This window comes from Pseudomonadota bacterium (genome assembly GCA_039196715.1).
GTDB lineage: Bacteria > Pseudomonadota > Gammaproteobacteria > CALCKW01 > CALCKW01 > CALCKW01.
On the sequence record JBCCUP010000075.1, the window covers coordinates 1 to 20,720 of the forward strand.

The 20,720-nt window shown below is 67.8% G+C and carries 15 protein-coding genes; 7 read left to right on the forward strand and 8 right to left on the reverse strand.

The window, feature by feature from the left end:
- Positions 1-808: 808 nt before the first annotated feature.
- Complete coding sequence (locus tag AAGA11_18935) at positions 809-2,356, forward strand: AAA family ATPase (GenBank protein ID MEM9604945.1); 1,548 nt, start codon at positions 809-811, stop codon at positions 2,354-2,356.
- A 69-nt stretch (positions 2,357-2,425) separates the two neighbouring features.
- Positions 2,426-3,181 (forward strand): isocitrate lyase/phosphoenolpyruvate mutase family protein, encoded by a 756-nt coding sequence (locus tag AAGA11_18940; protein ID MEM9604946.1) that lies wholly within the window; start codon positions 2,426-2,428, stop codon positions 3,179-3,181.
- Between the two features lie 9 nt (positions 3,182-3,190).
- On the opposite strand, the gene AAGA11_18945 is transcribed toward AAGA11_18940, so the two are convergent.
- On the reverse strand, positions 3,191-6,649 hold the full coding sequence (locus AAGA11_18945; protein ID MEM9604947.1) for an indolepyruvate ferredoxin oxidoreductase family protein: 3,459 nt from the start codon (positions 6,647-6,649) through the stop codon (positions 3,191-3,193).
- Positions 6,650-6,792: 143 nt separating this feature from the next.
- On the opposite strand from AAGA11_18945, the gene AAGA11_18950 reads away from it, so the two are divergent.
- Positions 6,793-7,278 (forward strand): Lrp/AsnC family transcriptional regulator, encoded by a 486-nt coding sequence (locus AAGA11_18950; protein MEM9604948.1) that lies wholly within the window; start codon positions 6,793-6,795, stop codon positions 7,276-7,278.
- Positions 7,279-7,300: 22 nt separating this feature from the next.
- On the opposite strand, the gene AAGA11_18955 is transcribed toward AAGA11_18950, so the two are convergent.
- The 6 genes from AAGA11_18955 to gpmI form a co-directional block, all read right to left on the reverse strand.
- Positions 7,301-8,140, reverse strand: a complete 840-nt coding sequence (locus tag AAGA11_18955; protein MEM9604949.1) for a prephenate dehydratase — start codon at positions 8,138-8,140, stop codon at positions 7,301-7,303.
- Positions 8,141-8,213: 73 nt separating this feature from the next.
- Positions 8,214-8,750 carry a hypothetical protein gene (locus AAGA11_18960; protein ID MEM9604950.1) on the reverse strand — a complete coding sequence of 179 codons (537 nt, stop codon included), beginning with the start codon at positions 8,748-8,750 and terminating at the stop codon, positions 8,214-8,216.
- Between the two features lie 54 nt (positions 8,751-8,804).
- The gene (locus AAGA11_18965) at positions 8,805-11,126 is read right to left on the reverse strand and encodes a xanthine dehydrogenase family protein molybdopterin-binding subunit (protein MEM9604951.1); all 2,322 of its coding nucleotides are present in this window, start codon (positions 11,124-11,126) and stop codon (positions 8,805-8,807) included.
- Positions 11,127-11,202: 76 nt separating this feature from the next.
- Positions 11,203-11,562, reverse strand: coding sequence for a hypothetical protein (locus AAGA11_18970; protein ID MEM9604952.1), 360 nt, complete (start codon positions 11,560-11,562; stop codon positions 11,203-11,205).
- Between the two features lie 153 nt (positions 11,563-11,715).
- Entirely contained in the window at positions 11,716-12,723 is a 1,008-nt protein-coding gene (locus tag AAGA11_18975) for an alpha/beta fold hydrolase (GenBank protein MEM9604953.1), read from the reverse strand.
- On the reverse strand, positions 12,720-14,264 hold the full coding sequence (gpmI, locus tag AAGA11_18980) for a 2,3-bisphosphoglycerate-independent phosphoglycerate mutase (GenBank protein MEM9604954.1): 1,545 nt from the start codon (positions 14,262-14,264) through the stop codon (positions 12,720-12,722). Before gpmI ends, AAGA11_18975 begins: the two co-directional genes overlap by 4 nt.
- A 144-nt stretch (positions 14,265-14,408) precedes the next feature.
- Between gpmI and AAGA11_18985 the strand changes: the two genes are divergently transcribed.
- Genes AAGA11_18985 through AAGA11_19000 form a run of 4 tightly spaced genes read left to right on the forward strand, consistent with a single transcriptional unit; the run spans position 14,409 to position 18,583 of the window.
- Positions 14,409-15,608, forward strand: a complete 1,200-nt coding sequence (locus AAGA11_18985; protein MEM9604955.1) for an ABC transporter substrate-binding protein — start codon at positions 14,409-14,411, stop codon at positions 15,606-15,608.
- A complete protein-coding gene (locus AAGA11_18990) occupies positions 15,605-17,278 on the forward strand; it encodes an ABC transporter permease (protein ID MEM9604956.1) in 1,674 nt (557 codons plus the stop codon). Before AAGA11_18985 ends, AAGA11_18990 begins: the two co-directional genes overlap by 4 nt.
- 53 nt (positions 17,279-17,331) lie before the next feature.
- Positions 17,332-17,964 carry an ATP-binding cassette domain-containing protein gene (locus AAGA11_18995; protein ID MEM9604957.1) on the forward strand — a complete coding sequence of 211 codons (633 nt, stop codon included), beginning with the start codon at positions 17,332-17,334 and terminating at the stop codon, positions 17,962-17,964.
- Positions 17,954-18,583 carry a CDP-alcohol phosphatidyltransferase family protein gene (locus AAGA11_19000; GenBank protein MEM9604958.1) on the forward strand — a complete coding sequence of 210 codons (630 nt, stop codon included), beginning with the start codon at positions 17,954-17,956 and terminating at the stop codon, positions 18,581-18,583. The genes AAGA11_18995 and AAGA11_19000 overlap by 11 nt, the downstream gene beginning before the upstream one ends.
- Before the next feature lie 15 nt (positions 18,584-18,598).
- On the opposite strand, the gene AAGA11_19005 is transcribed toward AAGA11_19000, so the two are convergent.
- Entirely contained in the window at positions 18,599-20,551 is a 1,953-nt protein-coding gene (locus AAGA11_19005; GenBank protein ID MEM9604959.1) for an Ig-like domain-containing protein, read from the reverse strand.
- Between the last annotated feature and the right edge of the window lie 169 nt (positions 20,552-20,720).

The following is a 20,720-nucleotide window of genomic DNA, read 5'->3' on the forward strand; positions in this document are numbered from 1 at the left end:
CTTGAACTCGGCACTGTATTGTCGTCTTGTCTTCATAAACACTCCTAGCGGCCACTATGGCTCTTTTCTGAAGTGTCCGAGATGGCGGGGTAGAACCCGACCCGGGCGAAGCGGTGTCGAACCGGGCCGCGTAGCATTCGCGTCATCTTGGCTGCGCCAAGGATGACGCTCCCACGGGGCTTGCGGCGGCCGGGTGTCTGAGTGACGCCCCGACCCACTGTGGGAGCGCGGGCTCTGCGAAGCAGACCCGGGCGAAGCGGTGTTCGCCCTGGCCTCGTGCCATTCGCGCCATCTTGGCTTCGCCAAGGATGACGCTCCCACGGGGTTTGGTGACCGCCGGAAATGGGAGCGCTGCCCGGATCCGCTGTGGGAGCGCGGGCTCTGCGAAGCAGACCCGGGCGAAGCGGTGTTGGCCCTGGCCTCGTGCCATTCGCGCCATCTTGGCTTTGCCAAGGATGACGCTCCCACGGGGCTTGCGGCGGCCGGGTGTCTGAGTGACGCCCCGACCCACTGTGGGAGCGCGGGCTCTGCAACGCAGACCCGGGCGAAGCGATTTTGAATCAGGCCGCGTGGCCTTCGCGCCATCTTGGCTGCGCCAAGGATGACGCTCCCACGGGGTTTGGTGACCGCCGGAAATGGGAGCGCTGCCCGGATCCGCTGTGGGAGCGCGGGCTCTGCGCAGCAGACCCGGGCGAAGCGATGTTGGCCCTAGCCACGTCACTGGAAACCAGGTCGTGTACTAACGAGTGCTTCACTGTGGTGCCGTGATTGCCGATAGCTGGGCATTCCGGTATCCCGAGGCAGCCCCATGCATGGCAGCGACGTCGAGCAGCTCGAGCAGCTCCTGCACGCCCACTTTCCCGTGCTGGTGCTCGAGAGTGACGAGGAAGAGCGCTGTCTGTCGCTGATTGCGCTCGCTGCTGGCCACTGCCGCCTGGGTGCGCAACGCTGGTCGATTGCCTCTGGCTTCCAGCCGCTCAAGACCGGCCAGTTTGCTTCGCGGCCGCTGTCGCTGCAGGGCGAGGACGCCCCGTTGACCGAGCTGCCGGACCGCGACCCGGAGCAGGCGCTCGACGCCGCGGCGACGCGCTTCCAGGACACCGTGATCGTGCTGCTCGACTTCCACCCCTACTTCGAGAGCCCGCGCGTGGTCCGATTGCTCAAGGAGCTCGCACTCTCGGCCAACCGGCAGGGCAACAAGATCGTACTGTTGAGCCACGCCGTGCCCGTGCCGCCGGAGGTGCAGAAGCTCACCGCGCCGTTCACGGTGTCGCTGCCGACAGCTCAGCACATCGAAGAGCTGATCGAGCGCGAGGTCAAACTGCACAAGATCCGCGAGAAAACCCCGGAGGTCGCGATCGACCCCAAGGCGAAATCGCTGCTGGTGCGCAACCTGACCGGCATCACCTACACCGACGCCGAACGGCTCGTGCGCAACGCGATTCAAACCGACGACGCCATCACGCAATCGGACCTCGCCGAGGTGATGCGCGCGAAGTACGACCTGATCAGCAAGGACGGCGCGCTCTCCTTCGAGTACGACACCCGCGACTTCGACGACATCGGCGGCTTCAGCTACCTCAAGAACTGGCTCAACACCCGAAAGCACGCGATCATCGGCAACGACCCGAGCGCCGATCGCCCGAAAGGCATGATGCTGCTCGGTGTCCAGGGTTGTGGTAAGAGCCTCTGCGCCAGGGCCGTTGCCGGACAGCTCGGCGTGCCACTGATCCGCTTCGATATCGGCGCGGTGTACAACAAGTTCATCGGCGAGAGTGAGCGCAACATCCGCGAGCTCCTGCGCAGCGCCGACGTCCTCGCGCCGTGCGTGCTGTGGATCGACGAGATCGAGAAAGCAATCAGCGGCGGCCAGGACAACACCGGCGCGTCCCAGCGCGTGCTCGGCACGCTGTTGTCGTGGATGCAAGAGAACACCCGCGGGGTGTTCATCGTCGCGACCGCCAACGACGTGACGCGCCTGCCGCCGGAGATCATGCGCAAGGGCCGCCTCGACGAGGTGTTCTTCGTCGACCTGCCGACGCACGACGCCCGCAAGGCGATTGTCGCCGCCGTGTTGGCGCGCCGCGCGCTCCCCGCAGACGGCTTCGACCTCGATCAGATCGCCGCCCACAGCGACGGGTTCTCGGGCGCTGAGATCGAGCAGGCGATCGTGTCAGCGAATTACAGCATTGGCTCTGGCGACACGCTCATGACCGTTGACGTGGTCACTGAGCTCGGCCGCACCCAACCGCTGTCGGTGTTGCGCCGCAACGCCGTCGGTGAGCTGCGCGCCTGGGCCCACGAGCGCACCGTCGACGCCGACCGCGGGCCGAACCGACCCGACCTCGCGGCTTGAGCGGTACGCCCCAGCCGACCCGGCCAAGGTGGTAGAGTCACGGGCTCCCTCTGACTGTTGACGCCACCGATGAGCCAAGCCGACAAAGCCACCGCCTTCCACGCCCTTCACGTCTCGGGCACCCCGCTCGTGCTCTACAACATCTGGGACGCCGGCGGCGCGAAAACCCTGGCGAAGGCCGGCGCGCCGGCCGTTGCCACCGGCAGTTGGTCGGTGGCCGCGGCGCACGGCTACAAGGACGGCGAGGCGATCCCGCTCGACTTCGCCTTGCGCGTGGCCGCACGCATCGCAGCCACCGTTGACCTGCCACTGACGGTTGATTTCGAGGGCGGCTACGCAGTCGATCCGGCGACGCTGTCCGAGCACATCACCCAACTGATCGACACCGGCGCCGTCGGTTTGAACTTCGAAGACCGGGTGGTCGGCGGCGCCGGTCTGCACGCAGTCGATGTCCAGGCCGACCGCATCGGCGCAATCCGCGCCGCCGCCGATACCGCCGGGGTGCCGCTGTTCATCAACGCGCGCACGGACCTCTTTCTGCAATCCAAACCGGCGACGCACCGCGACCACCTCGACGCCGCACTGGAACGGGCGGCGGCCTACGCGGCGGTGGGGGCGAGTGGCTTCTTCGTGCCCGGTCTCACCGACCTCGCGCTGATTGCCGAGGTGGTCCGTGGCACGTCCCTGCCGGTCAACGTCATGATGATGGACCCGCTGACCATCGCGGGTGCGACCGAGGCGGGCGTGGCCCGCGTGAGCTTCGGCCCGGCGCCCTACGCGACGGCACAAGCCGACCTCGCCGCCGCGTTCCAGCGCCTGACCTGAGCCCGGGCCTCAGCTCGCCGAGCGCGACACCGGCGCCAGGTCCGCGGCAGGCGTGGCCTGGCGCGGCCCGGCCTGGCGCACGATCGGCACCACGGTGTGCGGCACACCGTCGCCGTGAAACAGCGCGCGGCGCTTGCGGGCGTCAGCGGCCGACTGCGACCGCACGTGGCCGTAGCCCTTGACCGTTTGCGGCCAGCGCAGCATCTCGGTCGCCCAGGCGTGGCGCCCCGCCTGGCAGGCGCTCACCGCCGTGCGGATGTCGTCGCGGTAGTCGGCCAGCAGCGCGCGTGCGTCACGGCGTTCGCGCGTGTAGCCAAACGGATCGAAGGGCGTGTCGCGCAGCACACGGCCGTGTTGCAGCAGGCGCAGCGCCGGAAACACCCACGCCCCGAACCGGCGTTTCTGCGGCACACCGTCCGTGACCGGCGACAGCCCCGGCGGCGCGAGGTAGAGCGACAGCGATCCGCCGGCCCCCACAGCTGCCTCGCGAGCCGCCCGTGCCGCTGGCGCACTGTGCAGTCGTGCCACTTCGTATTCGTCCTTGTTCGCCATCAGGCGGTACAGCTGCATCGCCGCGACCGAGACCGTCTCGTCGCGCGCAACCACGATCAGCGGTGCCAGGGTTTCGCGGTAGCGTGCGGCAACACGTTGCCCACCGTAGTCCACCAGGCGCGCCGCGAGGCGGTCAATGCGCGCTGCGGCGGTGACGTCCTCGACCACCGGCCGTTGCCGCGCCACGAGCTCGTTGGGGGCGACCACGGCGATCCGACCGAGCGTGAGCGCCTGCAGGTTGCGCTCGACCGCAGCGCCGTTGTCGCGAATGGCCTGTTCGACACTCGCACGGGTCACCGGCAACGCCCCACGCTGCAGTGCCACGCCGAGCATCACGGTGTTGGTGAAGACGGCGTCGCCAAGGTAGTGCACCGCCAGGTGGTAGGCGTCGACGGCGTGAAGTGCCCGGACAAAGGGCTCGACGCGTTTCGCAAGTGCCGCGAACCCCGAGGCCGGCAGCGATGCGAGGGCCTGGCTCGCCGTCGGTGCCACGTGTTCGTTGCCGACAAACTGCGTGCGCGTGGCGTCGCACAGGCCGAGGTTGGCCGGCGTGATCGCGCTGACCATGTCAGCTGCAATGACAAGGTCGGCACTCGCTGGCGCGAGTTTGCCCGAGCCGGCCACGCCGCCGAGACGGGTCTGCGCGCTCACTGGCCCGCCCTTCTGCGCCAAACCGGCCATGCCGAGTGACTGGTTCGCGAGGCCATCAAGGTGGGCTGCCGCCGAGAGAATCGCCGCAGTGGTGGTGATGCCGAGACCGCCCACGCCGAGCATCAGCACGTTGGTCTCGGCCGAAGGATCGCGGGTGGCCGGTTCCGGCAGGTCAACGGCGGGCAGGGCTGCAGCCGTGCGGTTGACCGGTGTGGCGCCCTCGACGGCAACGAAAGACGGGCAAAACCCGTCTGCGCAACGGTAGTCGTCGTTGCAGGTCTGGTGGTTGATCTGCCGTTTGACCCCGAGGTCCGTGTCGATCGACTCCACCGACAGGCAGTTGCTCGCCCGCGTGCAGTCGCCGCAGCCCTCGCAGACTTCCGGGTTGATCCAGAGCGTCTGCGGCGCAGCTTCACGTGTACCGCGCTTGCGTTGTCGCCGCTTTTCGGTGGCGCAAGTCTGGATGTAGAGAATCACAGAGACGCCGCCTTCGGCCTTGAGCTCGGCCTCGACGCGTGCGAGTTCTGCGCGTGGCGACACCGGCAACCCGGCGCTCTGTTCACGGCCTTGCCAGGCTTCGGGTTCGTCGCTGACCAGGGCAATGCGCTCGACGCCCTCGGCGCGCAGCAAGGCCACTGTGCGCGCGACCGTGAGCGGCCCGTCGACCGTCTGGCCGCCGGTCATCGCCACGGCCTCGTTGTAGAGCAGCTTGAAGGTGATTGGCACCCCAGCTGCGACGGCCGCACGAATGGCCATGCTGCCGGAGTGATAGAAGGTGCCGTCACCGAGGTTCGCGCTGACGTGGTCGCCCGGGTTGAACGGCGACATGCCAAGCCAGGTGACGCCCTCACCGCCCATTTGCGTGAGGCTCTCGGTGGTGCGACCCATGGTCTCGGCCATGACATGGCACCCGACCCCCGCCATCACCCGCTGCCCGGGCGCGGTTTGCGTGCTGCTGTTGTGCGGACAACCCGAACAGAAGAACGGCGTGCGCACCGGCGCGCCGGGTTCGTTGAGCGGCGCCGCCGCGGGCTCGAAGGCCCCGTCTCGGCGAACGTCGACCGGCCAGATCTCGGGCGGCAGCACACGCGCCAGCGCACGACGCAGCTGCAGCGCGTCGAGTTGGCCACTCTCGGACAGCAACACCCGACCGTCGTCGTCACATTTGCCGAAGACGCGCACGTCGGCGCGCAAGCGGTGCACGTGCGCCAGCAGCTGTTGCTCCACCAATGGGCGTTTGTGCTCCACGACCAGCACCCGCTCGGCGTCGCGCACGAAGTCGCTGACGTCCGCCGCATCGAGCGGCCAGGGCATGCGCACCTGACACAGTCTTATGCCAGCGACGCGGAGCCGTGTCTCGTCGAAACCGAGGTCCGCGAGCACGTCGCGCAGTGCGGTGAACGCGTGCCCGACGCCAACCAGCGCGATGCGCGTCCGCCGGGGCGCCACGACCACGCGGTTGAGCGCGTTGGCGCGGGCGAACGCCCGGGCGGCCGGCAGTTTGAGCTCGCGCAGCAACACCTCGGCCTCGTGGCGCAACGCGAGGTTGGCCGGCCGGTTGAGGTCGAGCTGTTCGCGCGGCGCCGGGCCCGCCGGCAGCGACAGCGGCACGCGGCAATCGTCCAGTGCCACGCTCGCAGTGCTGTCCATCACGTCGGTGTGGCCGAGCAAGCCGACCCAGAGCCCGGTGTAGCGCGAGAGTCCGTAGCCCAGCAAGCCGAGTTCGATGAGCTCGCCGACCGAGCCCGGTGACAGCACCGGCATCTCCGCGTCGATGAACGCGTAGTCACTCTGGCTGGGCCAGACCGAGGATTTCGCCTGTGCATCGTCACCGGCGAGTGCAATCACGCCCCCGTCGGCGGCGGTGCCGCTGTAGTTGCCGTGCTTGAAGACATCGCCGCAGCGGTCAACCCCCGGCCCCTTGCCGTACCAGAGCCCGAACACCCCTGACACCGTCGCGCTGTCGGCCCAACCGGCCTGTTGGCTGCCCCAGACCGCCGTGGCAGCCAAGTCTTCGTTCACGCCCGGGTTGAAGTGGATGTTCGCCGACCGACACCGCTCGGCGTGACGCTGCAGCTCGACGTCCAGGCTCGACACCGGCGAGCCCCGGTAGCCGCTGACGTAGCCGCCGGTCACCCGGCCCGCAGCCCGGTCGCAAGCGGCCTGTTCGAGCAGCATTCTGACCACGGCCTGGGTGCCGTTGAGGAGGACGCGCTCACTCTCAGGCGCGTACCGCGCGTTCGGGATCGACAGGGGGGCGTTCATGGCGTGTCCTCAGTCAGGCACCGAAAGGGCTGTGCAACAGAGAACATCCTAGAAGCCTAGAACAGGCATTATCGTGCTTTTATTGCCGCTATCTGCACATTTATGAGTATGATTTACCCTGATAGTTATGATTTGAGAAAAAAATGCCCAAACTTGACACAGTCGACTGGCGCATCCTCAACCACCTGCAAACCACGCCGGACGCCTCGATCAGCGACCTCGCGCACGCGGTCAACCTGTCGAACTCCCCGTGCTGGCGGCGGGTCCAGCGCCTGCGCAGCGACGGCGTCATCCTCGGCCAACGCCTGGCAATCGACCCTACGGCAATCGGGCTCAATTGCACCGTGTACGCCTTCGTCAAGCTGTCACTGCCGAGCACCGACCGCATGGACACGTTCGAGGAACAGGTGGTCACGATGGAGGAGGTGGTCAGTTGTGAGCGGGTGACAGGCGCGATCGACTACCTGCTCAAGATCGTAACCACCGACGTGCAAGGCTACGACCGCTTCCTGCGCGAGCAACTGCTGAAGATGCAATTGGTCAGCGATGTCGAATCACACATCGTCGTCGCGCGTACACCCGTGTCGGCCAACCTGCCGTTGCGCACCGCTGAAGCCGCGCTTCTCTGAGGGCGGTTGTGCGGGTGCCGGTTCAGCGCTGTTTGGCCGCGGGGTAGACCCCGAGCACATCGACCCGTTTGGTGAAGTACCCGAGTTCGCGCATCGCCTGCTCGACGTTGGGGTCGCGCTTGTCGCCCTGAATCTCGGCGTAAAACTGGGTGGCCGTGAACGAACCGTCGAGCATGTAGCTCTCGAGCTTGACCATGTTGACACCGCAAGTGGCGAAGCCGCTGAGCGCTTTGTAGAGCGCCGCCGGGATGTTCTTCACCTGAAAGACGAAAGACGTCATCACCTCGACGTCGGCTGCCGGCGTCGACGGGTCCCGCGCCATCGCCAGAAACCGCGTGGTGTTGTGGTCGCGGTCCTCGATGTCGCGCGCGATCACATCGAGCCCGTAGATGTCCGCTGCGAGGGTCGAGGCCAGCGCCCCGACACGCTTGTCACCCGCTTCGGCAATGCTGCGTGCCGAGCCGGCGGTGTCGACGCCAACCACACCGGTAATACCGTGGGCCTTGAGAAACTCGCGGCACTGCCCGAGCAAGACCGGGTGGCTGTAGGCCTGCTCGATGTCACTCACCACCGCACCGGGCAGACCCAACAACGCGATGCGCACGCGCACGAAGGCCTCGGCAATGATATGCAAGCCCGACTCAGGCAGCAATTGGTGGATGTCGGCGACCCGGCCGTAGGTCGAATTCTCGACCGGCAGCATGGCGAGGTCGGCTTCCCCGTCGCGCACGGCCGCAATCGCCGCCTGGAAACTCTCGCACGGCAGCACCGTGTGCTCAGGGTAGGCCTGCCTGCACGCCTGGTGCGAATAGGCGCCGAGTTCGCCCTGGAATGCCACAACGCCCGTCTGCTGCACAGTCATCACCCGAAAACACGTTGCTGGAGTATAGCGTTGGCCTCTGTGTCACCGAAACGCCCGCCGGTGCGACCCGCGCCTAGGGTACCGCGGCCGCGTACTCGGGCTGGATCTTCTCGATGTACGCCGAGAGCGCAGCAAGCTCTTGCGACTGCCAGGGCAAGGGGTCGGTGCCCATCGGCATGACCAGACAGAACTGGACCATGGTCTCCGCGTCAACGGTATCCAAGCCTGCAGTTTCAAACGGCATGGTCACGCGGTGGGGGTACGCCTCGGTGAAGCTGTCGTTGTAGAGGTTCATGCCGGCGTGGCAGGAAATGCACGCGAGGCCATTGGAGCTGAGGTCGTTGTCGGCGAACAGCCGCGCACCGCGCGCAGCCAGCGCGTCGCGGTCACCGTCGAACGACGCCGCGTCCTCGGGCCGCACGATGCGCTCTCGCAAGTGCTGGGCAGCGTCCGAGACCGGGGCGTCGGTCGGGCACGGCGCGGTGCCGCAGTCTGCCGAGGAGTCCGCTTCGGAGGCGTCACCGTAGGCCTGCACCGTGCTGAACCACGTGTTGCCCACCAGGCCGACGGTCACGCCGGCGGCCAGCAGGCAGCCGCCCATCCATGTCATGCGAATTCCAATCACCCCGACGTCCCCTCTTCTGTGGCGGTCGGCGGCCCGGACTCAGGAGGCCGCCCGGGTTTCCAGCGCCTGTATCCGTTCCCAGAGCAAGCCCGGCGTTGCCGGCATGTCGATGTCCGGCTGGCCGTAGGCCCGCATCAGCGCGTCCGACAGGGCGTTCATCACCGCCGGCGCCGCCGCGATGGTGCCGGCTTCGCCGGCGCCCTTGATGCCGAGCGCGTTGGTTGTCGAGGGCACGTTGCGCGTCTCGAAGTGAATCGGCGGCAGGTCGGCGGCGCGCGGCAGCTGGTAGTCCATCAGCGACCCGGTCAGCAACTGCCCTGTCTCATCGTAGACCACCCGCTCGTGCAGGCACTGGCCGATGCCCTGCACCACCCCGCCGATCACCTGGCCGGAGAGCAGCAGCGGGTTGACCGTGACGCCGAAATCGTCGATTGCGGTCCACTGCACCAGCGTCGTGACGCCGGTTCGCGGGTCGACCTCGAGCTCGCAGATGTGGGTGCCGTTGGGGTACGTGGCCTCGGCCTGTTCGACGTTGCCGATCGCGGTGCGGCTCGCCGCGTCCGGGGCGGTCTCTGCCAGGCGGGCAAGCGAAATGCGTTTGTCGGTGCCCACCACCGTGGCGTGGCCGTCGTGGATCTCGATGTCGGCTTCAGCGGCCTCGAGTTCCTCCGCGGCCAGCCGTTGAATCACCGTCTTGAGTTCGCGGGCAGCGACCTGCGCGGACGCGCCACCGAGCGGGATTGAGCGTGATCCCCCGGTCCCACCGCCACGCGCAAGTTCGTCGGTGTCGCCCTGGCGCACCACGATCGCGCTGTAGTCCACACCGAGCGCCTCAGCCGCGATCTGTGCGTAGGCGGTCGCATGCCCCTGCCCGTTGCTTTGAGTACCGATCCGCAGGCTGAACCGCCCGTCGAGCTCAAGTGCGAGGTGGGCGGGCTCCGATCCGGCGAAGGCGCAGGCCTCGATGTAGCTCGCCATGCCGATGCCACGCAAACACCCGCGGCCCTCGGCCTCGCGCGCGCGCGCCTCGAACCCGCTCCAGTCCGCGCGCGCCATGGCGAGTGCCATGTGTTCGTGGAACTCGCCGGTGTCGTACATGCGTCCCCCGGCCGAGGTGTAGGGCAACTGCTCGGGCTGAATCAGGTTCCGCCGCCGGATCTCGTCCGGCGTCACGCCGAGGTCACGAGCGCACTGGTCGACCAAGCGTTCGAGCACGTAGGTGGCCTCCGGCCGGCCAGCGCCCCGGTACGCATCGGTCGGGGTTGTGTGGGTGTAGACACCGCGGATGTTCGCGGCCAGCGCCGGGATGTCGTACAACCCGGTCGACATCGACACGCCGAGGTAGGGTATGAAGGGCCCGAAGCAGTGCAGGTAGGCGCCCATCGCGGCGATCAGGTCGACGTCGAGTGCGAGAAAGCGGCCGTCGTCGTCCATCGCCATGCGCGCCGTGACCAGGTTGTCGCGGCCGTGCGCATCCTGCACGAAGTGCTCGGTGCGCTCGCAGGTCCAGCGCACCGCACGCCCGAGATCGCGCGCGGCGAACAGGCACAGCGGGTATTCTCGGTAGCAGAACACCTTGGTGCCGAAGCCGCCACCGACGTCGCCTGTGATCACACGGAGGTTACCGGACTCGATGCCGAGTGCGCCGGCCAGGGTATCGCGCATGCCGTGCACGCCTTGCGTCGGCACTTCCATGGTGAACTGCCGTGTGTCAGGGCTGTATTGTGCCAGGCACGCACGTGGCTCCATGTAGTTGCACACGAGCCGGTTGTTGACCAGGGTGACCTCGGACACACGCGCTGCGCCCTCGAAAGCCGTGTCGGTGGCCTCGCGGCTGCCGAGCAGCGATTCGAACGCGAGGTTGCTCTCGGCGTCCGGGTAAACGCGCGCGGCGTCCGGGTCGAGCGCAGCGGCCGTGTCGGCGCAGACATCCAACGGTTCGTATTCGACGTGGACCCACTCGGCCGCCCGCTTGCCGAGGTTGACCGAATCGGCGATGACCATCGCAACCGCATCGCCGACGTGCCGCACCGTGTCGCGACAGAGCGCCGGAATCGGCCGCTGGGTGATGGGCTCGCCGGAGACCTGCGGCACCGGCGCGGCGCAACGCAAATCGGCGATCGTCTCGACATCGGCCGCGGTGTACACCTTCTGCACGCCGGGCATGCCGGCGGCCTGTGCCGTGTCGATCGAGAGGACGCGCGCGTGCGCGTGCGGGGAACGGACAAAGACCGCGATCAGCGCGTCGGACTGTGCCGCGGCATCGTCGGCATAACGGCCCTGGCCGGTCAGGAGTTTGGCGTCTTCGATGCGCGTCAGCGACGCGCCCATGCCGAATTTCGGGAGAGTGGAGGTAGACACACGCGTCGCTCGGCGGGGTGAATCTGCAGTGTAGCAGCCACCCTGACGCGCAAGCACAACGGCACGGCGAGTGGTGTTACTCGGGGACGATGCGCACGAGCAGCGCGTCGTGCGCGGTGTCGAGGTCCGGGCAGAAAGCCCCACCGCCGAACACGGTGGCCGCCGGCGCCGCAGCCGCGTTGACGTCCGCAAAGGCGTCGCTCTGGTAGACGTGGTGCGGGGCGGCGTGACGGCTCGCGAACACACACGCGTCGTCTGCGGTGGTCGCGGCGGCGGAGGCCGGCGCGGCGACGGTCAGGGTCGGCACGTGCGTGACGGTGATCCGGATCGTGGCGGCGCCGGTGGACGCGCCGTCTGTCGCAGCGGTTGCCGCATCTGCCGCCAGGGAGATGCCGAGGGCCAGGCAGACGCAGACCAGTATTCGCCAAGCGGGCATGTTGTCACCTCAGGGTCGCGATGTGTTTCGTTGGAGAAACATTCTCGTGATCCGAGGGGCAGAAAAATGCGACGCAGACCGCGTCGCGTCACGCACCGGCGTGATGACACCCGCACTTTCGGGTTTGCGGTGTTACCCCGGCGATACGGCGGCTCAGCAGGCCGTGACGCGCCTCACAAAAGCCAACGCGTCGTCGAGCACGCGGTTGCGAATGTCGTCCTGCTCCATGAGCAATTCGTGTCGTGCGTCGGGAATGATTCGTGGACCCTCGATGTGGTCACTGCCGTTGCAGAGGCGGGTCTGACCGCCGGTGCCGACGATCGGGTCGTCGCCCGCACCGAACACCAGCGTCGGGCAGGTGACGCGCTCGGCCTCGTCGATGGCGTCGGCCATCGCCGCCAGCGCCTGCTTGAACCACCCCCGTGTCGGCGAACCCAGGCGCGCCGCCGGGAAGGCCACGTAGTCGTGCATCAGACGCTCGAAGCGCACCAGGCTGTGGGTCAGCGGGTTGAGCTCGCCGTCGGCTTCGAAGGCGATCTGCTCGAAGCCACGGCCGCCGGGCACGTAGGCGGTGTCGTCCGCGAGGCCAAACGGCAGGCTGTTCAGCGCGACGCTGATGGAACGCGCCACCCACCCGGGCACAGACCCTGTGAGGATTTCGAGCATGGGCGAGAACAACACGGCCGCGGCGAAGGCGTCGGCGCGGCGTTGCAGCAGGCGCGTGCCGATGCACCCGCCCATCGAGTGCGCGAACAGTACCGGCGGCGCTGACTCGCGCGGCAGCACCGCGGTGTCGAGCAGGCGTTCGGCGTCGTCGACGTAGTGTGCGAAATCCAGCACGTGGCCACGTTCGGTGTCACCGAGCAGGCGACCCGACAAACCCTGGCCGCGGTGGTCGATCAGGTAGAGCGTGTGGCCGGCGCGGTTCAGGTCATAGGCCAGCTCGCGGTATTTGACCAGCGGCTCGGTGCGCCCCGGCAACAGCAGGATCGGCGCCGCGGCCGGTACCCCGTCGACCGCGGCGATGCGAACCGCGTGGATGGCCACGCCGTCGACACCCGCGAAGTCGAGCGTCTCGGCGCGCGCCCAGTTCGACTCGATGGACTCGGCCAGCGCCGGCAACGCCGCCTCGGTGGTCCAGTGGTCTGATGTGGCCGTCATGGCAAGGCGTCTCGCAACAGGTGTCCCTCCATGGTGTCGACCGTCGGCAGGCCCATCAGGGTCAACACGGTTGCGGCGATATTGCCAAGGCCGCCCCCGTTGACCAGGACCGGGTTGGCCGGGTCGACCACACAACAGGCAACCGGGAAGGTGGTGTGCTGGGTGTGTGGCTCCCCGGTGATCGGGTCCGACAACCTATCGCAGTTGCCGTGGTCCGCCGTGACGATCACGCTCACGCCAACGCGCTCGGCCGCCTCCACCAGGGCGCCGACACACTGGTCGACCACCTCGACGGCAGCGATGCAGGCTGGCGCGACACCGGTGTGGCCGACCATGTCGCCGTTGGCGAAGTTCACCACATAGAGCCCGTAGCCGCCCTGCTCGAGTGCGGCGAGGGTGGCATCCCGTACCGCGTGCGCACTCATCTCGGGTTGGAGGTCGTAGGTGGCGACGCGTGGTGAATCGACCAGGGCGCGGGATTCGCCAGCCAACGGTGTCTCGCGCTGGCCGTTGAAGAAGAACGTGACGTGCGGGTACTTCTCGGTCTCGGCGCAGCGGAACTGCGTGAGGCCAGCGTCGCTGACCGCCTCGCCGAGAGTGTGCGTCGGGCGCTCCTTCTCGAACATCACAGGCAGGTCGTAGGCAGCGTCGTAGCGGGTCAGCGTGGTGACGGCGGCACGCCCGACGGCGCCGCGGTCGAAACCGTCGAAATCGCTCGACGTCAGGGCCTCGGTCAGCTCACGCGGGCGGTCATTGCGGAAGTTGAAGAAGACCACCTGATCGCCCGCATCGATCGGCTCGAAGGCGGCGGTGCGCGCCGGCTCGAGGAACTCGTCACCCTGGTTGGCCGCGCGCGCTTGCGCAATCGCGGCGAGTGCGTCGGCCGCCTCAGCGCCCTCGCCCATGGCAAGCAGCCGCCAGGCGCGTTCGACGCGCTCCCAGCGCTTGTCGCGGTCCATCGCGAAGTAGCGGCCACACACCGAGGCGATCGCCCCGCCCGCCGCCGCCAGGCTCGGCGCAAGTTGGTGAACGTACCGCTCGGCACAGCGCGGCGCGGTGTCGCGGCCGTCGGTGATCATGTGCACCAGCGGTCGCACCCCGGCGGCGTGCGCCGCGTCGATCAGGGCCATCAGATGGTCGATGTGGCTGTGGATGCCGCCGTCGGAGACCAGGCCCAGCAGGTGCAGCGGGCGGCCCGAGGCGCGCACCGCGTCGAGCGCGTCGCAAAGCGCCGGATTCCGCTGCACCGAGCCGTCGGCGCAGGCGTCGTTGATGCGTACGAGGTCCTGGCGCAGCACGGCGCCGCAGCCGAGCGTAAGGTGCCCGACTTCCGAATTGCCCATCTGGCCCGCAGGCAAGCCGACCGCCCGCCCCGAGGCCTCGAGCACCGTCAGCGGGTGGCGCGAGTACAGCGAATCGAGCGCCGGTGTGCGGGCCGCGGCAACCGCGTTGTTCAACCGAGAGGGGTTGTGCCCGATGCCGTCCATGATAACCAGCAGGACAGGTCTGCGGGGCGCAGCGGCGGGGGCGGAGTCAGTCATGGCCTTGGGGGTGTCCTCGGTGCTCGGGATGCGTCGCGTTACCACGTATACTACTGCGCTGTGCATTTCCCATAATGCACGCCAAAAGCACACCTGCGATTACCGTGCAGCAGGGATCCGAACGCCCCAAGAGGAAAGGACAGAATGAGACGACTTGCAACCGCCGCCGTGGCGCTCGCCGCCAGCGTGGCGTCGATGACCGTGGCCAGCGCCGACTGGTCCGCCGTCGAGGCCGAAGCCAAGGGTCAGACGGTGTACTTCAACGCCTGGGGCGGGTCGGACGCGATCAACCGCTACATCGCGTGGGCGGCTGACGAGACCGAGGCGCGCTTCGGCGTGACAGTCGAACACGTCAAGATTGACGACACCGCGGCGGTGGTCGCCCGCATCCTCGCCGAGCAGACCGCGGGCCGCACCAGCGACGGCACAGTCGACCTGATCTGGGTGAACGGCGAGAACTTCCGCACCCTGAAATCCAACGGTCTGCTGCACGGCCCGTGGACACAGGACGCGCCGAACTACGCGCTCGTCGACACCGAGGGCAAGCCGACCACAACCCTCGATTTCGGTGAGCCGGTCGACAACCTCGAGGCACCGTGGGGCATGGCTCAGCTGGTGTTCATGCACGACACCGCGCGCGGCGCCGAGCACCCGACCTCGATGGCCGAGCTGCTCGCCTACGCCGAGGCCAACCCAGGCCGGGTCACCTACCCCAACCCGCCCAACTTCCACGGCACGACCTTCATCAAGCAGGTGTTGCTCGAACTCACCGACACACCGGAGGCCTTGATCGCCCCGGCGTCCGAGGCCGCCGACATCGACGCCGTGCTCGCGCCGCTCTGGACTTTCCTCGATGCATTGCATCCGCACATGTGGCGACAAGGGGAAAACCACCCCAAGGACGCCCAGGTCATGCGGCAGCTGCTTGACGACGGCGAGATCGACATCTCGCTGAGCTTCAACCCGAACGAGGCCAGCCGGGCGATCGCCGACGGTCAACTGCCCGAAACCGTGCGCACCTATATCCACACCGGCGGCACGCTGGGCAACACCCACTTCGTCGCCGTGCCGTTCAACAGCAGCAACGCCGCCGGCGCGAAGGTGTTCGCGAACTTTCTGATGTCCGCCGACGCCCAGGCCGAGAAAGCCAATCCCGACGTCTGGGGCGATCCAAGCGTGCTCGCGCAAGGCAAACTCAGTGACACGGACCGCGCCACGTTCGACGCCCTGCCGCTCGGCGTCGCGACGCTGAGCCCGGCCGAACTCAGCCCGACGCTGCCCGAACCGCACGCCAGCTGGGTCGGTGAACTCGAGGCACGCTGGCAGCAACGCTACGGCGGATGAGCACACACCACCGACTGGCGGCCTCTGCCACGGTGGTACTGACGGTCGTGCTGCCGGTTGCCATTGGCACTGCGGCGACCGTCGCAATCAGCGCCGGACTGATCTCCTTCTCCGGCAGCCCCGTCACCGGCGACGTGGCCTGGGTGGCGCTCTGGCAACAACCGGGCGTCTACCGCTCGCTGGGCCTGAGCGTCTTCACCGCCGTCGCAGGTGCGGCGCTCGCGCTGCTGATCGCGGCGACGGCGCTCTATGCCACCCGCCGGTTTGTCAGCGCCGCCTCGCTGCAATCGACGCTGCCGGTGCTGCTGTCCGTGCCGCACGCAGCCTTTGCCATCGGCCTCGCCTTCCTCGTCGCACCCAGCGGCTGGATTGCCCGGCTGGTGTCCCCCGCGCTCACCGGCTGGACCCGTCCCCCCGACATCGCCACGGTACAGGACGGCTTCGGACTCGCATTGACTCTCGGGCTCGCACTCAAGGAGGCGCCGTTTCTGATGCTGGTGCTGCTTGCGGCGCTCAACCAGGTCGATCACCGGCGCACGCTCTGGATCGGTCGCAGCCTCGGCTACGACGAGTGGCAACTGTGGTGGCGCCTGCTGATGCCGCAGTTGTACCGACAGATCCGTTTGCCGCTGCTGGTGGTGCTGGCCTACGGCCTGTCGGTGGTCGACATGGCACGCATCCTCGGCCCGAGTGTGCCGCCCACCTTTGCCGTGCAGGTCACCCAGTGGTTGAGCGACCCGGACATCGCAAAATGGCCGATCGGCACCACCGGCGCGCTGGTGCTGGCGGCGACCACCGCGCTGCTCGCCGGCCTCGCGGTCGGCCTCGAGCGCGCGCTGTCCCGCACGCTTCGGGTGCGCCGCACCGACGGCGTGCGCGCCCGTCCGCTGGCGCGGCGGCTGCTGGGCGTCGGCCTGCCCACAGCAGCGCTGGTGCTGACGTGCGGCGCACTCGCGGTGATCGTGCTGTGGTCGCTGACCTGGCGGTGGCGTTTCCCGTCCGCGTTCCCGGACAGCATCAGCACCGCGTTCTGGGTGCGCAACCTCGACGCCATCCTGGCACCGGCGCTGAACACCCTGGTGCTCGCAGGCGCCAGCAGTGCGCTCGCGCTGGTGCTGAGCGTGGCACTGTTGGAGAGCTATCAGCGCCTGCCGCGGGTGTGGCTGCCCGCGCTCTATGCGCCACTGCTGTTGCCCCAGCTCACCTTCCTGTTCGGCATTCAGAGCGTGCTGGCGTACTGGCGGCTCGACGGCAAACTGGTGACCGTGGTCTGGGTGCACACGGTGTTCGTCCTGCCCTACACCCTGCTTGCCCTCGCTGGCTACTGGCAAGCCTATGACCAGCGGCTCTCGACAGTCAGTCGCACCCTCAGCAAACGCGCCTGGCAGACGGCACTGCAGGTCAAACTGCCGATGCTGTTTCGACCGCTCTGCTTCGCGCTCGCCATCGGCTTCTCGGTCAGCGTTGCGCAATACCTCAGTACGCTGTTCGTCGGTGCCGGGCGGGTGCCCACGCTGACAACCGAGGCCGTCGGCATCGCTGCGGGCGGCGACCGACGACTGGTGGCAGTGTTGGCCTTTGTCCAGATGGCGCTGCCGCTCGCACTGTTTGCGCTCGCGTTTGCGCTGCCAGCCTGGCGCCACCGACACCGTGAGGGCATGCGACTGTGAGTGCCGACGCGCTCGAACTCCGGGGTGTCTCGCTCGGCACCAACGATGCGTGCCTGATCGACCGGCTCGACCACACGGTCGCCCCCGGGGAGATTCTCACGCTGATGGGACCGAGCGGCAGCGGCAAATCGAGCCTGCTCGCACTGGTGGCAGGGGTCCTGCCGCCGACGCTGAGCGCGAGCGGCACGGTCCTGCTCGGTGGCCGGATGTTGGATGGCCTGCCGACGGCGGAGCGCAAAGTGGGTATCCTGTTCCAGGATCCCTTGTTGTTTCCGCACATGAGCGTTGGAGAGAATCTCGCCTTTGCCTTGCCTGCGCACATCCGTGGGCGGGCCCGCAACGACGCTGTCGATACGGCACTCGAGCGTGGCGGTCTCGCGGGCTTTGCCAAGCGCGACCCTGCCACACTGTCCGGGGGCCAGCAATCGCGTGTGAGTCTGTTGCGCACGCTGCTCGCCGAACCGAGGGCCCTGTTGCTCGACGAACCCTACTCGCGACTCGATCATGCGCTGCGACAGAATTTTCGCCGTTACGTTGGCGAGGTGGTTCGCGACGCGGGCCTGCCAACGCTGCTGGTCACCCACGACCCCGATGACGCGCCGGACGGCGGGGTGGTGCTGCACATGGCGGACCTCGGCCCGGCATCGGCACGCGAAGACAACGCGGACCCGCACCGTGCTGGATAGGTGGACAACCCAGTGGGTCGCACCGCCGCTGCAACGGGCAGCCAAGCGGCTGCAACGCGCCGGCGTCTCGGCCGACTCGGTCACCGTGGTCGGTTTTGGTATCGGCATGACGGCCGTGCCGGCGTTGGCTTTCCAGCAATACGGCTACGCGCTGGTGGCAATCCTCATCAGCCGCACACTCGACGGCCTCGACGGTACGCTCGCGCGGCTCAACGGCCCGACCGACCGCGGCGGCTTTCTCGACATCACACTCGATTTCATCTTCTACGCGAGCGTGGTGTTCGGCTTCGCACTCGCCGACCCCGCGGCCAACGCACTCGCCGCAGCGTGTCTGAGCACGTGTTTCATGGGCACCGGGTCGAGTTTCCTGGCCTTTGCAGCAGTCGCACAAAAGCACGACCTGCAGCGGATCGACCTGCCGCACAAGTCGCTCTATTACATCGGCGGGCTGGCTGAGGGCACCGAGACCATCGGCTTCTTCGTCGCCATCTGCCTCTGGCCACAACATTTCGCCATGATGGCCTACGGCTTCGCGGTGATCTGCGTGATCACCACGTTGACGCGCTTGTACGGCGGCTACCGCGCCCTCGGCGACACCGGGTCAGCGAGCGATCGCTGATCCCGGTTCCGCCGGTCAGGGCCGGTCCTGTTCCGACACGCGGACCGACACCTCAGCCTGGCTCGTCAGCCCATCGAAGTCGTCGATCTCGTAGGTGAACGTGACCTCGGCCTGCGCGCCGGTGATGGAGCGAAAGAGGACCGTGTCACCCGCCACCGAGAGCACGTAGCCACCCGGCGCGTTGAGGATGCGGGTGATGCGCACCGGGTCGCCGTCGGGGTCGGTGTCGTTGGCCAGCACCGACAACGCGGTCGGTGTGATGCCTTCGACCTGATAGCTGTCGCCGCGCGCGGTGGGGGCCTGGTTGATCACCTGCACGCGCACCGTGCCGACGGCGTCGGCCCCGAGTGGGTCCCGCACGCGGTAGGTGAAAAGGTCGTTGCCAGAGAAGCCCGGATTCGGTGTGTAACGGAGCGTCAGTCCGTCGGCGAGCAACACCGCCGACCCGTTCGACGGCGCAGTCACCACGCCAATCAGGGTGATCGCTTGCCCGTCCGGGTCGCTGTCGTTGGCCAACACGGCGATGTCCACGGGCACACCCTTGTTCGCCGTGGCCGAGTCGTCTCGTGCGATGGGTGCTTCATTCACACCGCTGACCTGTACCTGAACCGTGCGCCGCGTGGTTTCTGCCGACAGTCCGGAGAAGCCCGTGTCGCGCACGCTGACCTCGAGCGCCTCGCTGCCGTTCCTGAGCGGCGAGATCACGATCGCGACCCCACCCTGCGCGTCCGTGCCACCCACCGCGGCGCGGGCGAAACCCGGGTCAATGTCTGCCGACACCAACAGCTGTTGTGCCGGTGTCTCGTCGTCGCGCACCCGCGCCGCCACCGTGACGCTGGCGGGGGCACCGGGGTTGGTGACCTGGATCACGATCGGGTCAGCCAGGCTGACGATTTCCGGTGGGTCGTTGACCGGCCGCACCGTGACCGTCAGGCTGCCTTGCGCCGTGGCGCCGCCGACGTCGGCAAGCGTGAACGCAATCCGGGTCGAGCCACTGAAGCCGGCCGGTGGCCGGTACACCACGGCGTCGCCGCGGATTTCCGCGCTGCCCTGACTCGGTCGGGCGAGCGAGGCCACCCGCAGGCTCAGGCCCTCCGGGTCCTGCCCGAGTTCCGTGATCGGCACAGTCAGCACCGTGTCCTCGTCAATGCTGCGCGACAGGGCGTTGGCAACCGGCGGCAGGTTGTCGCCGACAATCGAGAGCGCAACCTGCACCGGCTCGCTGACGTTCACGCCGTCGTTGGCGCGGTAGCTGAAACTGTCAGAGCCACCCGGGCCCACCGTGCCGCTGCCTTCGTACTGAAAACTGCCGTCGGCAGCGAGCGTGAAGCGCGTTGCGAACTGCGGCGCCGACACCAGCTCCGCCGTCAGGCAGGGCGCACCGCTGTTGGTGGTTTCGGTGTAGTCGAAATCGTCGGTGTCGTTGGCCAGCACGCCGGTGCCGCCGACCACCTCGCAGGCCTCGCCCCACTGCACCGCGCTGGTCGCGAGCACCGAGCCGTAGGTCACGCTGTACGCGTCTGCCTGCGCGATCGGTGGTGCGCTGACGGTTTGCACGCAAATGTCCACCGTGCGAGAAGTCGATTGCAGCCCCGTGTCGAGCACCGAGAGGTCGTAGGTCAGGCCAACCGGGTAACGGAGCTCGGGAAAGGTCAGCCGCACATCATCCGACCCGGTGACAATGCCGACCTGGCACTGCGCATCGCTGAGGCTCGGCTGGCAGGCATCGCGCAGGGAGCTGGCGGATTCGAGTGGGGCAAACCACGCGCCGCAGGACGTCACCTCACGCCCTTCGGCCTGCAGGCTGACATCCACGCGCTGGATGTTGCCGTCCGGGTCGAGCAGGCTGAACGGCCAGCGCAATGACGCGCCTTCGGTCGCGGCGTTCGAGGCGTCGAGCTGGATATCAGGCGATTCGTTGCTCTGGATGCCGGTGTCATCCACCCAGCTGCAGGCCGCGAGCACCACCAGCAAACAGCCTGTCCACAGCACCCTGGCTGCCGACCCTAAAGCGCTTTGTCCACCTGCTGAGTGCACACACGACTCCCGCCAAAATTCTGACCTCCCTGGAGCATAGCAGTCAGATCTGAAAGCAGACGGGACGCAAAGGTCAGTGAATCTGGTGGTTGTTCACGGC

What these genes read in the sequence shown, in the direction of transcription:
- AAGA11_18935 (MEM9604945.1), top strand. Translation starts at nt 809, where the DNA reads ATGCATGGCAGCGACGTCGAGCAGCTCGAGCAGCTCCTGCACGCCCAC.
- AAGA11_18940 (MEM9604946.1), top strand. Translation starts at nt 2,426, where the DNA reads ATGAGCCAAGCCGACAAAGCCACCGCCTTCCACGCCCTTCACGTCTCG.
- AAGA11_18945 (MEM9604947.1), bottom strand. Translation starts at nt 6,649, where the DNA reads ATGAACGCCCCCCTGTCGATCCCGAACGCGCGGTACGCGCCTGAGAGT.
- AAGA11_18950 (MEM9604948.1), top strand. Translation starts at nt 6,793, where the DNA reads ATGCCCAAACTTGACACAGTCGACTGGCGCATCCTCAACCACCTGCAA.
- AAGA11_18955 (MEM9604949.1), bottom strand. Translation starts at nt 8,140, where the DNA reads ATGACTGTGCAGCAGACGGGCGTTGTGGCATTCCAGGGCGAACTCGGC.
- AAGA11_18960 (MEM9604950.1), bottom strand. Translation starts at nt 8,750, where the DNA reads ATGACATGGATGGGCGGCTGCCTGCTGGCCGCCGGCGTGACCGTCGGC.
- AAGA11_18970 (MEM9604952.1), bottom strand. Translation starts at nt 11,562, where the DNA reads ATGCCCGCTTGGCGAATACTGGTCTGCGTCTGCCTGGCCCTCGGCATC.
- AAGA11_18975 (MEM9604953.1), bottom strand. Translation starts at nt 12,723, where the DNA reads ATGACGGCCACATCAGACCACTGGACCACCGAGGCGGCGTTGCCGGCG.
- gpmI (MEM9604954.1), bottom strand. Translation starts at nt 14,264, where the DNA reads ATGACTGACTCCGCCCCCGCCGCTGCGCCCCGCAGACCTGTCCTGCTG.
- AAGA11_18985 (MEM9604955.1), top strand. Translation starts at nt 14,409, where the DNA reads ATGAGACGACTTGCAACCGCCGCCGTGGCGCTCGCCGCCAGCGTGGCG.
- AAGA11_18990 (MEM9604956.1), top strand. Translation starts at nt 15,605, where the DNA reads ATGAGCACACACCACCGACTGGCGGCCTCTGCCACGGTGGTACTGACG.